The following is an 11,880-nucleotide window of genomic DNA, read 5'->3' on the forward strand; positions in this document are numbered from 1 at the left end:
TTCATCGGTCGCCACCTCCCAGATTGGTCATGCCGGCGCTCGCGGCGGTGACGCTCAGGTCGAACGAGTCGCCCCGCGCCACTGCGGCGACGGCATCGATGATCTTCACGTAGCCGGTGCAGCGGCAGACGTGCCCCGCGAGCGCCTCCTGGATCGCCTCGCGGTCGTCGGTGCCCCCGCGCTGCAAGTAGGCCTCCGCGGCGAGCATCATCCCCGACGTGCAGAAGCCGCACTGCGCCGCGTAGTGGTGGGTGAACGCCTGCTGGAGCGGCGACAGCGACTCCGGAGCGCCCAGGCCCTCGACCGTTGTCACCTGCGCCCCCTCGATCGCGCCGACGGGCGTCAGGCACGCGCGCTGCGGCTCGCCGTCGACGAGGACCGTGCAGGCGCCGCAGCCGCCCTGCTCGCAGCCCGCCTTGGGGCTCGTGACGCCGAGCTCCTCTCGGAGGACGTCGAGGAGCGTCGTCAGCGGTGCGCTTTCGACGTCGCGCGCGACGCCGTTGACCGTGAGGTTCATGCGGCCTCCTCGAGCTCGGCGAGGACACGGCGGACGAGGACCGGCAGCGTCTGCTCGCGGTACCACGTCGATGCGAGCGCGTCGTCGCCGAGCCTCACGTCGCCGACCGCGGCTGCGCCCGCCTGCTGCGGGTCTCCGGCGGCCTCGGCGGCGCGCAGTCGCGTGCCGTAGCCCGCGACGCCGGTCGCGGCGAGACGCGTCTCGCCGCCCGCGGTGCGGACCCCGGTGACGGCGAGCACCGTGTACTCGTGCGTGTGCGGATAGTCGATCGCCGCGAATGCGGACGCCGCGGGCTTCTCGAACGTCAGGTCGAGGAGCAGCCTCCCGTCGCGGTGGGCGAGGAACTCCTCGAGCGGCTCCGTCGCCTCGCCGGCGGAGCCGACCGAGCGCGCCTGCGCTTCGAGCGCGAGAAGCGGCCCCTGGAGGTCGCCGCGCGGGGCGTCGTGGCCCGCGCCCGCGCAGACGTTGCCGCCGACGGTGCCCTGCCGGCGGATCTCGTAGTCGGCGACGTTGAGCGCGCACTGTGCGAGGGCCGTGACGTCGTCGGCGAGCTCGGCGAGCCGGGCAATCGGCAACGCCGCCCCGATCGTGACGCTCGTCCCGTCCGCCTCGAGCGTGTCGAGACCGGCCCGGGCGAGGCTCACGACCTTCGACGGCGCCAGCCGCCCGTACGTCAGCTCGGGCATGACGATCGTGCCGCCCCCGAGCACCGTGACGTCGCCTCCGTCCCCGAACTGCGCGATTGCCTCCTCGGCCGAGGTCGGAAACAAGACCTCAGTGGCTTGCGTCATGGGCCTTCCTTCGGTCGTTGGTCAGCGCTGCCGAGTCTAACGCCGCGCGCAGCGAGAAGAATCGATTATCGGTTACCGGCTTCCGGCTACGACTGCTGCTTGCCGGCGATGCCCCAGTGCTTCGGATCGACGCCCTGGATCACCACCTGGATGTGCGCGGGGTCGGCTCCGCTCGTCTCCGCCAGGGCGGTGGTCAGCGCGTCGATCATCTTCGGCACGGACTCCTCGGTCACACGCCGGTCGTAGAGCTTCACCTCGATCAGCGGCACAGTTGCTCCTCTCGTCAGGGGTCGACCACGAGTCTCGCACGTGAGAGACGGACGGTCGTCAGTCGACGGGGGCGCCGACCGCCGCGAGAATCTCGTCCCGGCCGCCGTCGTCGAGGGCGGCGCGCGTGGCGGCCCGGCCGGCCTCGATCGCACGGTCGAGCGCCCCGAAGTCGCGGAGCGGAATGCCCTGGACCTCGGGCGAGAGGACGAGGAGCGCCAGGTCGCGGTTGCGCTCGGCCCGCTCGACGCTGCCGAGCACCGTGGCGCGCGAGAGGGTCTCCATGATCGAGGGCAGCGCCGGCACGTCGTCGTCGGAGGGCTCGAGACGCCGGACGACGTCGACTGCGACGATCGGTCCCTCGGCCGCGTCCGCCATGGCGTCGACCGGCAGGTTGTTGAGCACGCCGCCGTCGACGAGCAGCCGCCCGCTGCGCGGAAGCGGGGGCGCGAGGCCCGGGATCGACATGCTCGCCCCGACCGCCTCGATGAGGCTGCCGCGCCGGTGCACGACGAGGCGGCTCGAGAGAAGGTCGGCGCTCACCGTGAAGAGCGGCTTGGCGAGCTCCTCGATCGTCAGGCCGCCGAACAGGCGATCGAACATCCGCGCGGCCTTGCGGGAGCGGATCAGGGCAACGCGCGGGATGGTGTAGTCGTTGAACGGCGAGCGGCGGACGAGCTCTTCGTGGCAGTGGTCGCGGATGCTCTGCGCATTCCAGCCGGCTGCGGCCATCGCGGCGATGAGCGAGCCCATCGAGCAGCCGCCGTAACGGTCGACCTCGATCCCCTCGTCCTCGAGCTCGGCCAGCGCGCCGATGTGGGCGAACCCGCGCGCGCCGCCGCCCGAGAGGACGACGCCGAGCGCGCGACCGACGAGGCGTCGCGCGAGGCGGCCCGCGCCGGGATCCGTCGCCTCGGTGGACGCCAGTCGGTGGTGGGCGCGCGGCGCGACGGCGTCGAGGAGCGCTCGCAGCGCCTCGCCCGAGGACGGCCCCAGCACGACGAGGTCCGCGGTGGGACTCGGGACGGGGGGCGGTGGGCTGTCGGCCGTCGCGACGAGCAGCGTGCGGTCGGCCTGCCGGGCGCAGAGGTCGCTCCACACGCCGGCGCCGGCCTCGTCGAGGAGCAGCACGTGGGCGTTCTCGTCCTCTGCGCGCTCTACGGCGTCCGTGCCGGCCGCGCTCGCGCCGAGGATCTCGACCCGGCCGTACCGCGAGAGCGCGCCGGCGAGCGAGGACGCGACGTCGGCGAGCGGCACCTCCGGACCAAGCCGCCGCAGCGCCAGAAGCACGGGCCGGGTCGGCGGGGCCGCGAGGCCGCCGCTCGTCTGGAGCTGGGATGCGAGCTCGCGGGCGACGGCAGCGGCGAACCGGCCGTCCCGCTCCATCAACTCGACGAACCTGTCTCGGCGAAGCTGGAGGAGAGTCGTGTCGCGCACCGCCTGGACGGAGGCGGACCGTGGCGCCCCGGTCAGCAGGGCGAGCTCGCCGATGGCGGCGCCCGGCCCGAGGGTCCGCAGTGTCCGCTCTCCCTCGTCCGACTTCGCGACGACGCGCAGGCGGCCGCGGAGGATGACGAAGAGGTCGTCGGCCTCGTCGCCCTCTCGGATCACCCAGTCCCCCGCGAGCGCGCGACGCGGCCGAGCGTCCGCGGCGAGCGCCTCGAGTGCGTCGGGATCGGCGCCCGCGAGCAGCGGGACGCCCGCGAGCGTCGACGTCGAGACGCCGACCGCGCTCATGCGCAGATCCGCCGCATGTGCTCGATCGTACGCCTCGAACGGCGACGTCGCGAGTCGCGCAGCCGACCGCGCGATTTCGGCGTCTCAGTTGGGTGAGGACGTGACGTGATGGGGTCGGAGGACATGGGGCGCCAGCCCGAGGAGCTGCGCGTCGCGCAGGAGCGCGAGCTTGCCGCGGGCTTCGCGCTCGCGTCGATGGAGCACGCGCTCGCTCGCGAGGCCTTTCACGTGGGCCTGGCGCTCCGGGCGGCCGGGGTCGAGCTCGACGCGCGGACCTTCGTCGCGCTGCGCATCCTCGAGGTCTGCGTCGCCGAGCTGATCGACCCCTCGCATGCCCTCGGCGAGCTCGTCGAGAACGGGTCGCTCGAGCGCTCGGTCGAGCTCGCCACGACGCTGCTCGAGCGCGACGCGGCCTGAGCCTCCGCGCGCGGGCTACGCTCCGTGCATGGAGTTCGCGTCGATCGACGAGCTCGAGGAGGCGCTGCGCGGCGCCGACTACCTGCCCGATCGCGGGCTTTCGACGGCGCTCTATCTCTCGCTCATGCTCTCCAAGCCGGTGCTGCTCGAGGGCGAGGCCGGCGTGGGGAAGACGGAGGCCGCGAAGGCGCTCGCCACGGTCCTCGGCGCCCGGCTGATCCGGCTGCAGTGCTACGAGGGCCTCGACGTCGCACACGCCGTCTACGAGTGGAACTACCCCCGCCAGCTGCTCCACATCCGCGCCGCCCAGGAGGGCACGCTGCGCGAGGAGGAGCTCTTCGGCCCCGAGTACCTGATCCGCAGGCCGCTGCTCGAGGCGATCGACTCGGACGGGCCGGTCGTCCTGCTGATCGACGAGATCGACCGCGCGGACGAGGAGTTCGAGGCGTTCCTCCTCGAGGTGCTCTCGGACTTCCAGATCACGATCCCCGAGCTCGGCACGATCGTCGCGCGGCGTCGTCCGGCCGTCATCCTCACGTCCAACCGGACACGTGAGCTGCACGACGCGCTCAAGCGGCGCGCGCTCTTCCACTGGATCGGCCATCCGTCGATCGAGCGGGAGATCGCGATCGTCCGCCTCCGAGTGCCGGGGATCCCGGAGCGGCTCGCCGGGGAGGCCGCGGCGTTCGTGCGCGAGCTTCGCGGGCTCGACCTCGCGAAGCCGCCCGGCGTGGCCGAGACGATCGACTGGGCGATGGCGCTCAACGCCCTCGGCCGCCGGGAGATCGACGCCGAGGTCGTCCAGCAAACGCTCGGCTCAGTGCTCAAGTACCGCGAGGACATCGACGCGGTGCAGGACGAGACGCTCTCCCGGCTGGTCGAGGCCGCGCGGACGGCCGCCGCGGCGGGGTGAGCCGTGCCCGCCGGCGACGCGATCGTGGGGCACGTCGTCACCTTCGGACGGGTGCTCCACGAGGCCGGCCTCGAGGTCGGCCCCGGCCGCGTGGCGGACGCGCTGCGCGCGCTCGACGCGGTCGACCTCGCGAGGCAGGAGGACGTCTATTTCTCGCTCCGCCAGACGCTCGTCTCACGGCACGACGAGCTCGACCTCTTCGACCGGGCCTTCAGCGCCTGGTTCCTGCGCGCCCCGGTGCTCCCGCCCGTGCGGTCGCGCTCGTCGGCCGAGGTCGAGACGCGCGTCGGCCAGGCGGTGGACCGCCTCCGCACGCGCGAGACCGAGGAGGAGGAGGCCGACCCCGGTGATCCGCTCGAGCTCGGGGCCTCGGGCCACGAGCTCCTGCGCGACAAGGACTTCGCCGAGCTGACCGGGGACGAGCTACGTCGGCTGCGCGAGCTGATCGCCCGCATCGGCCGGTCGCGTCCGCAGCGCCACTCGCGCCGCCGGACACCGGACGCCCGCGGTGACCGGCTCGACGTGCGCCGCATGATCCGCCGTTCGCTCCGAGCCGGCGGCGACCCCCTCGACCGCCCGCTCCGTACGCGGAAGGACGTGCCGAGGAAGCTCGTCGTCCTCTGCGACGTCTCCGGGTCGATGGACAGCTACGCCCGCGCGCTCCTGCTCTTTCTCCACGCGGTCGTCGGAACCGGGCGCGGGGTGGAGGCGTTCGCCTTCGGCACGCGCCTCTCGCGCCTGACGCCCGACCTCGCGACGCGCGATCCGGATGCGGCGCTCGCGCGCTGTACCGAGGCGGTCGTCGACTGGGGGAGCGGGACGCGGATCGGGGCGTCGCTCCGCGAGTTCAACGAGGTCTACGGCCGGCGCGCACTGTCGCGAGGGGCGATCGTCCTCATCGTCTCCGACGGCTGGGAGCGCGAGGACCCGGAGCTCGTCGGGCGCGAGATGGCGAAGCTTGCGCGCGCGGCCTACGCGGTCGTCTGGGTCAACCCGCTGAAGGGCAACCCGCAGTACCAGCCGCTCGCGGGCGGCATGCGCGCGGCGCTGCCGTACGTCGACCGGTTCCTGCCCGGCCATAATCTGAGGAGTCTCGAGGAGCTGGCGGCCGTGCTCGCCGGCATCGAAAGGAGGCACGCAGCGTGAAGGAGATCCTGCCCGAGGTCGAGGCGTGGCAAGAGGCCGGCGAGAAGGTCGTCGTCGCCACGGTCGTCGCCACGCGGCGTTCGGCGCCCCGCCCCGTCGGGACGAGCCTCGCCGTGTCGGAGTCCGGAAAGATGTGCGGCTCGGTGTCCGGAGGCTGCGTCGAGAGCGACGTCTTCGACAACGCGATGGAGGTCATGCGCACCGGCGAGCCGAAGCTCCTCCATTACGGCATCACCGACGACCAGGCGTGGGAGGTCGGCCTTCCCTGCGGCGGCGAGATCGACGTCTTCGTGGAGACGGTGGAGTGACGGTCGTCCTCTCCCGGCTCCGGGAGCTCCTGCGCGACGGCGGCCGCGGCGTGCTCTTCACGGTTGTGGAGGGCGAGGGCGTCGGGGCGAAGGCGCTCGTCGTCGAGGGCGGCGACACGATCGGCGACGGCGTTCCGGTCGCGGCGCTCGAGCAGTTCGACGAGCTCGTCCGGCGCGGGCGCAACCGCATCGTCGAGGTCGACGGGGCGAAGGTGTTCGCCGAGTGGTACGGCCCCCCGCCGCGGGTGCTCGTCTACGGCGCAGTCGACACGGCGGAGGCGCTCGCGCAGGGCGCGAAGCTCCTCGGCTGGACGGCGATCGTGGCCGACGCACGCGCGACCTTCTTGACGCCCGAGCGGATCCCGTCGGCAGACCAGCTGATCCCGAAGTGGCCGGAGGACGCGATCGCCGATGTCGCGCCGGATCACCAGACCGCGATCGTCGTCCTGACGCACGACGACAAGTTCGACGAGCCGGCGCTCATCGCCGCGCTCGACACCGAGGCGTTCTACATCGGCGCCCTGGGGTCGCGGCGCAACCAGGAGCGTCGCCGCGAGCGGTTGCTCGAGGCGGGCGTCGCCGAGGAGCAGCTCGCCCGGATCAGCGGCCCGTGCGGCCTCGACATCGGCGCCGACACGCAGGCGGAGACGGCGCTCTCGATCCTCGGCGAGATCCTCGCCGTGCGGGCGCAGCGCTCGGGCGGGCCGCTCCGCGACGCAAAGCAGCGGATCCACGCGGAGGTGGCGTAGCCACCTCGGCGTGGATCGGGCCCGGCTTCAGCCGGGCCCATGCATTTCTGTCTCTCAGTGCAGCACCTACGGCCGCCAGCTCTTCCGCCCCGCCGCCCACAGCTGGAACGGCAACAGCGGCCACAGGACGAGCTCGCGCGCGGCAGCGCGGCGCGAGCCGCCGGGCGGCGACACCGAGCGGACGCGGATCCCGGTGTGACGGAGCAGCCAGCGGAGGGCGGACTTCGCCCGCGGGGCATGCCAGGACGAGGTGACGACGACCACCTCCTTCGCCCCGACGCGGAGCACGTCGTTGAGAGCGTTCGCCATGTTCTCGACCGTCGTGCGGGCGTCGGGGTCGACGACGACCTCGTGCGCCGCCCCGCGCCACGCGGCGCGCATCAGCTCGGCCTCCGAGTACGTGTGGGGGACGCGCGCCCAGCCCGAGAGGACGACCACGTCGTCCGCGGTCGTCACCTCCGCCGCCCGCTCGAGTCGCGCGGCGCACTCCGGATGAAGCTCGCCGCGGCCACTGTCCGAGTAGCCGAGCACGACGACCAGCCGGGGAGTCACGCGCGGCGGTTGCGGAGCCAGCGGAAGAAGAGCAACGTGCCGACGACCGTCAGCACGAGCTTCACGGCCTTCGTCCCTTGCAGCTTCGAGTGTCCGTGCGAACGCTCGCGCATGTGGACGGCGACCTCCTCGACGCGGAGCCCTGCCCGCTTCAGCCGCAGCAGCGCCTCGACCTCCGGGGCTCCGCTGAAGTAGGGCTGCGCCATGACGCGCATCGCGTCGCGGTTGACGACGGCCATGCCGCTCATCGGATCGTGAAAGCGGCGGCCGAGCCGAAGATGCAGGGCGCGCTGCACCAGTCCCGTACCGAGCCGCCGCGAGCGCGGCAGGACATACCGATCGGACGCGTAGTCGTCGTCATGCACGAACCGCGAGCCGATCGCGACGTCGCAGCTGTCCGACCGGACGAGCTCCAGGAGGCGCCGGAGATCTTCCACGGGATGCTGTCCGTCGGCATCGACCCGGCCGCAAAACGCGTAACCACGCTCGTCGGCCTCGCGGTAGCCGGCCGCGATGCCGGCGCGAAGCCCGCGGTTCTCGCCGAACGAGACGACGATCGCACCCCGTGCCGCCGCGACCGTGGCTGTCGCGTCTGTCGAGCCGTCGTCGATCACGAGCACGTCCGCGTCGGGCAGCCCCGCCCGCAACTCGTCGAGCACGGCGGGCAGCGCCTGCTCCTCGTTCCACGCGGGGATGAAGACGACGGTGTCGGCGTCGGGCACCGGGGGAGCGTACTCGGGGCAGCCCCAGACAGCCGAGGGTGAGAGGCAGTTGCGGCGCCGAAGGCGGCGCCTTGTAGGGATCTTCCCCGCCTGGAGGGCGGGGATCGAGCGGCGGGAATCCGCTCCCGCGGATTGCCTCTCGCCAACTGAGTAGAGTCGCCCACGACGACGCAGTCACGAAAGGAGAACGCCGTGTCGGGTATCGACGCGAAGTCGGACGCGATCTTCGAGCTCGTCGAGGAAGGCTCGGCGGTCGAGCAGCTCGCCACCGGCTTCACCTTCACGGAGGGGCCGATCTGGCATCCCGGGGACGGAGTCCTGTACTTCTCGGACATGCCGGGCGACGTCCGGCGCAAGGTGACGCTCGACGGTCACGTGACCGAGGTCCGGCGGCCGTCGTTCAAGTGCAACGGGATGACGCTCGACGCAGACCACAACCTGCTCGTCTGCGAGCACGTCACGAGCTCGCTCGTGCGCGAGCGGCCCGATGGCGTCCGCGAGACGCTCGCCTTCCACTACGAGGGCAAGTACCTGAACAGCCCGAACGATGTCACCGTCCGCTCGGACGGGACGATCTACTTCTCCGACCCGTGGTACGGCCGGTTCCCGGGCTTCGGCATCGAGCGCGAGCGGGAGCTCGGCTGGCAGGGCGTGTTCCGGATCCCGCCGGGAGGCGGTCAGGACGAGCTCGACCTCGCCGTCGCACAGGACGAGTTCGACATGCCGAACGGGCTCTGTTTCTCGCCCGACGAGTCGCTCATGTACATCAACGACACGCCGCGCGCGCACATCAAGGTGTTCGACGTGAACGCGGACGGAACGCTCGCGAACGGGCGCATGTTCTTCGAGGGCGTCGGCACCGGCGTGATCGAGGAGGGGATCCCCGACGGGATGAAGTGCGACGAGCGAGGGAACATCTGGGTGACCGGACCGAAGGGCGTCTGGGTGATCTCGCCGGAGGGCGAGCACCTCGGCACGGTCCTCGTCCCCGAGAACGTCGGCAACCACACCTGGGGCGGGCCCGACTGGCACACGCTGTTCATCCCGTCGAGCACGTCGGTCTACACGATCCGGACGACCGTCGGCCCGCGCCGCGAGCCGTACATGCGCTAGAAGGAGACGAGATGCCCGACTACACGTTGGACGCCGGCCGCTGCGTGCTGCTCGTCCAGGACCTACAGAACGACGTGATCATCGACGGCGGCGCGTTCGCCGAGTCGGGGTCGCCGCAGCATGCGAAGGACCAGGACGTCGTCGAGCACGTGAAGGACCTCGCCGCGTTCTGCCGCGGCAAGGGGATCCCCGTGATCCACGTCTGGTACGTCGTGGACGAGGGTGCGCCCGGCCTCAAGGTCAACGCGCCGCTCTTCGAGGGCGTCGCCGCCGGGGCGCTCGTGCGAGGGACGTGGGGCGCGGAGCCCGCCGAGGGGCTCGAGCCCCAGGACGGCGACTTCGTGGTCGAGAAGATGAGGATGTCGGCCTGGCAGGGCACGAAGCTGGAGACCATGCTGGCCGGGCTCGGACGGGACACGATCGTCGTCACCGGCGCGTGGACGAACATGTCGATCGAGCACACCGCCCGGACGGGCGCCGACAAGGGCTTCTACATGGTCGTCCCGGAGGACGCGTGCTCGACGATGAACGCCGACTGGCACAACGCGTCGATCAACTTCGCGCTGCAGAACGTCTCTACGGTGACGAACTGCGCCGACGTGAAGGCGGCGCTGGGCGGCTAGAAAGGGACACATGAAGACGAGGGCCGCGCTGTTCCACGCGGTCGGCGAGCCGCTCGAGGTCGCGGAGATCGACCTCGAGGAGCCCCGCGCCGACGAGGTGCTCGTTCGCATGGTCGCGGTCGGCATCTGCGGCACCGACCTCCACCAGGTGAAAGGCGAGTTCCAGCGGCCGACGCCGATGGTGCTCGGCCACGAGGGAGCGGGCGTCGTCGAGGCGGTCGGCGACGCGGTGACCCGCGTCCGGCCGGGCGACGAGGTGGTGCTGTCGTGGGCGCCGTCGTGCGGGGAGTGCGCCGGCTGCCGCCGCGGACGCCCGGCGACATGTCGTGTGCTGAACGCTGCGATCCCCAACGGGACGCTGCCCGACGGGACGACTCGCATGACCTGGCGCGGAGAGACGGTGTACCGCGGCACGGCGACCGGCTGTCTGACGGAGCGGATCGTCGTCTCGGAGCAGGTGGCGCTGCCGCTCGGTGAAGGCGTGCCGCTCGACCAGGCGGCCCTGCTCGGCTGCGCCGTCCTCACGGGCGTCGGTGCCGTGCTGTCCGCGGCGCGGGTCGCGGCGGGCTCGTCGGTGCTCGTGATCGGTGCCGGCGGCGTGGGGCAATTCGTGGTCCAGGGCGCCCGGATCGCCGGTGCCACGACGATCGTCGTCTCCGATCCGGTCGAGGCGCGACTCGACGCGGCTCGTCGGGCGGGCGCGACGCATCTCGCGACTCCCGACGAGCTGCGCGACGTCATTCGCGCCGAGTTCCCGGACGGCACCGACTATGGCTTCGACGCCGTCGGCGACCCGGCAACGACGGCGACCGCTCTGCGCTTCACGCGGGACGGCGGCACGACGGTGATCGTCGGCCTGCCCGCCCAGGGGCTCCGGCTCGACCTCGATCCGTTCGAGTTGATCCGCAAGGAGAAGCTCCTCACCGGGACGCTCTACGGCTCCCAGGACCCGGCGCTCGCGCTGCCGGCGATGCTCGAGCACGTTCGCCTCGGTCGGCTCGACCTCGCGTCGTCCCTCGGCCCGTCGTTCTCGCTCGACGACGTGAACGAGGCGGTCGACGCGAGCCTCGCGGGCGAGGCCGGGCGCGTGCTCGTGCTGCCGTGAGCCCGGACGTCAGTCGTCGTCGAGCGCCGCGGAGAGGCCGTGGACGACCTCCTCCTGGAGCCAGGAGAGCCAGTGGTACAGCGCCAGCCGCGGCGCGTCGGGATCGTCGGCCCGCAACGGGCCGTAGCTCTCCTCCGTCACGTCGAGCTGCGTCCCGAGAACGAGGCGCAGGCTCTCGAGCGCGCCCAGCCAGGTGCGAAGCTCCTCCTCGCTGAGCGACTCCGCATGCGCCGTTCGCTCGAGCTCCGCGAGGGCCCGGAGCTTGCCGTCGAGCAGTGTCCCCCCGACGAGTCGCGCGTAGTCCGCGTTCGCGGCGTCGTCGTCCAGGAACGCAGGGGGGAAGAGGCGGTAGAGCGTCGGCTCGCCCTCGGAAAGCGCCTCCCGCAGCTGACCGGGAAGCGAGGCGAGCACCTCCCGCTCCTCCTTCGGCAGGCGGACGCGATAGCTCCCATCCCGGCGTCGATCGATCCCGCGCCGCATCACCAGATGATTGATGCCACGAGATCGCCGGTGCCGCGGCGTGAGCGACCCGGGCAGCGGATCAGACGGGCCAGATCGCGCTGCCGGACGCGCGAGATCGTGGCGTCGATCATCAGTCTTGCTGCATCGTCGCCCAGAGCCCGTGCGCGTGCAGGCGCGACACGTCGAGCTCGGCCTTCTCGCGCGTCCCGGTCGAGACCGCGGCCTTGCCCTCGTTGTGCACCTGCAGCATGAGCTTCGTCGCCTTGGCGCGCGAGTACCCGAACAGCTGCTGCAGGACGAGGGTCACGTAGGACATGAGGTTGATCGGGTCGTTCCACACGATCACGACCCAGGGCCGCTCGTCGACCGGGACGTCGTCGGTGGTCGGCTCCTGGACTTCGACGGGCGCTTCGATGACCTGGCTCACGCCGTCAGTCTGACCGACGGTCGCCGGAGAG

14 protein-coding genes and 1 pseudogene are annotated in these 11,880 nt (G+C 72.0%); 7 read left to right on the top strand and 8 right to left on the bottom strand.

Annotated elements, in window-relative coordinates; translation table 11 throughout:
* Nucleotide 1: 1 nt before the first annotated feature.
* From VNM44_RS06710 to VNM44_RS06725, 4 genes are all read right to left on the bottom strand, one after another.
* Complete coding sequence (locus VNM44_RS06710) at nucleotides 2-517, bottom strand: (2Fe-2S)-binding protein (RefSeq protein ID WP_325624004.1); 516 nt, start codon at nucleotides 515-517, stop codon at nucleotides 2-4.
* Complete coding sequence (locus tag VNM44_RS06715; protein ID WP_325624008.1) at nucleotides 514-1,308, bottom strand: FAD binding domain-containing protein; 795 nt, start codon at nucleotides 1,306-1,308, stop codon at nucleotides 514-516. Before VNM44_RS06715 ends, VNM44_RS06710 begins: the two co-directional genes overlap by 4 nt.
* 86 nt (nucleotides 1,309-1,394) lie before the next feature.
* Nucleotides 1,395-1,577, bottom strand: coding sequence for a tautomerase family protein (locus VNM44_RS06720; RefSeq protein WP_325624011.1), 183 nt, complete (start codon nucleotides 1,575-1,577; stop codon nucleotides 1,395-1,397).
* A 58-nt stretch (nucleotides 1,578-1,635) separates the two neighbouring features.
* Nucleotides 1,636-3,312, bottom strand: a complete 1,677-nt coding sequence (locus tag VNM44_RS06725) for a patatin-like phospholipase family protein (RefSeq protein WP_325624014.1) — start codon at nucleotides 3,310-3,312, stop codon at nucleotides 1,636-1,638.
* A 108-nt stretch (nucleotides 3,313-3,420) separates the two neighbouring features.
* On the opposite strand from VNM44_RS06725, the gene VNM44_RS06730 reads away from it, so the two are divergent.
* From VNM44_RS06730 to VNM44_RS06750, 5 genes are read left to right on the top strand one after another with little or no spacing between them, the layout of a single operon-like run.
* On the top strand, nucleotides 3,421-3,729 hold the full coding sequence (locus VNM44_RS06730; RefSeq protein WP_325624018.1) for a hypothetical protein: 309 nt from the start codon (nucleotides 3,421-3,423) through the stop codon (nucleotides 3,727-3,729).
* 28 nt (nucleotides 3,730-3,757) lie between these two features.
* Entirely contained in the window at nucleotides 3,758-4,642 is an 885-nt protein-coding gene (locus VNM44_RS06735) for a MoxR family ATPase (protein WP_325624022.1), read from the top strand.
* Between the two features lie 3 nt (nucleotides 4,643-4,645).
* Nucleotides 4,646-5,788 (top strand): VWA domain-containing protein, encoded by a 1,143-nt coding sequence (locus tag VNM44_RS06740; RefSeq protein WP_325624026.1) that lies wholly within the window; start codon nucleotides 4,646-4,648, stop codon nucleotides 5,786-5,788.
* Nucleotides 5,785-6,096 (top strand): XdhC family protein, encoded by a 312-nt coding sequence (locus tag VNM44_RS06745; protein ID WP_325624028.1) that lies wholly within the window; start codon nucleotides 5,785-5,787, stop codon nucleotides 6,094-6,096. Before VNM44_RS06740 ends, VNM44_RS06745 begins: the two co-directional genes overlap by 4 nt.
* A complete protein-coding gene (locus VNM44_RS06750) occupies nucleotides 6,093-6,845 on the top strand; it encodes an XdhC family protein (protein WP_325624030.1) in 753 nt (250 codons plus the stop codon). The genes VNM44_RS06745 and VNM44_RS06750 overlap by 4 nt, the downstream gene beginning before the upstream one ends.
* Nucleotides 6,846-6,911: 66 nt before the next feature.
* Here the strand turns inward: VNM44_RS06750 and VNM44_RS06755 are convergent, their stop codons facing one another.
* Nucleotides 6,912-7,397 carry a YdcF family protein gene (locus tag VNM44_RS06755; protein WP_325624034.1) on the bottom strand — a complete coding sequence of 162 codons (486 nt, stop codon included), beginning with the start codon at nucleotides 7,395-7,397 and terminating at the stop codon, nucleotides 6,912-6,914.
* Entirely contained in the window at nucleotides 7,394-8,119 is a 726-nt protein-coding gene (locus tag VNM44_RS06760; protein ID WP_325624037.1) for a glycosyltransferase family 2 protein, read from the bottom strand. Before VNM44_RS06760 ends, VNM44_RS06755 begins: the two co-directional genes overlap by 4 nt.
* A 201-nt stretch (nucleotides 8,120-8,320) precedes the next feature.
* Here VNM44_RS06760 and VNM44_RS17105 point away from each other — a divergent pair.
* Together VNM44_RS17105 and VNM44_RS06775 are read left to right on the top strand one after the other, a co-directional pair.
* Nucleotides 8,321-9,855, top strand: a pseudogene (locus VNM44_RS17105) (isochorismatase family protein).
* A gap of 10 nt (nucleotides 9,856-9,865) precedes the next feature.
* Nucleotides 9,866-10,960, top strand: coding sequence for an alcohol dehydrogenase catalytic domain-containing protein (locus VNM44_RS06775; protein WP_325624045.1), 1,095 nt, complete (start codon nucleotides 9,866-9,868; stop codon nucleotides 10,958-10,960).
* A 9-nt stretch (nucleotides 10,961-10,969) separates the two neighbouring features.
* Here VNM44_RS06775 and VNM44_RS06780 read toward each other — a convergent pair whose 3' ends face one another.
* Nucleotides 10,970-11,440 carry a DUF2017 family protein gene (locus VNM44_RS06780; protein WP_325624048.1) on the bottom strand — a complete coding sequence of 157 codons (471 nt, stop codon included), beginning with the start codon at nucleotides 11,438-11,440 and terminating at the stop codon, nucleotides 10,970-10,972.
* A gap of 112 nt (nucleotides 11,441-11,552) precedes the next feature.
* Entirely contained in the window at nucleotides 11,553-11,837 is a 285-nt protein-coding gene (gene clpS, locus VNM44_RS06785; protein ID WP_349258023.1) for an ATP-dependent Clp protease adapter ClpS, read from the bottom strand.
* Nucleotides 11,838-11,880 lie beyond the last annotated feature (43 nt).

This window comes from Gaiella sp., assembly GCF_035558935.1.
In the GTDB taxonomy this organism is placed as follows: Bacteria; Actinomycetota; Thermoleophilia; order Gaiellales; family Gaiellaceae; genus Gaiella.

Bases quoted from the DNA above. Each gene is read 5' to 3' on its own strand.
- VNM44_RS06710 (WP_325624004.1), bottom strand. From the start codon at position 517: ATGAACCTCACGGTCAACGGCGTCGCGCGCGACGTCGAAAGCGCACCG.
- VNM44_RS06715 (WP_325624008.1), bottom strand. From the start codon at position 1,308: ATGACGCAAGCCACTGAGGTCTTGTTTCCGACCTCGGCCGAGGAGGCA.
- VNM44_RS06725 (WP_325624014.1), bottom strand. From the start codon at position 3,312: ATGAGCGCGGTCGGCGTCTCGACGTCGACGCTCGCGGGCGTCCCGCTG.
- VNM44_RS06730 (WP_325624018.1), top strand. From the start codon at position 3,421: ATGGGGTCGGAGGACATGGGGCGCCAGCCCGAGGAGCTGCGCGTCGCG.
- VNM44_RS06735 (WP_325624022.1), top strand. From the start codon at position 3,758: ATGGAGTTCGCGTCGATCGACGAGCTCGAGGAGGCGCTGCGCGGCGCC.
- VNM44_RS06775 (WP_325624045.1), top strand. From the start codon at position 9,866: ATGAAGACGAGGGCCGCGCTGTTCCACGCGGTCGGCGAGCCGCTCGAG.
- VNM44_RS06780 (WP_325624048.1), bottom strand. From the start codon at position 11,440: ATGCGGCGCGGGATCGATCGACGCCGGGATGGGAGCTATCGCGTCCGC.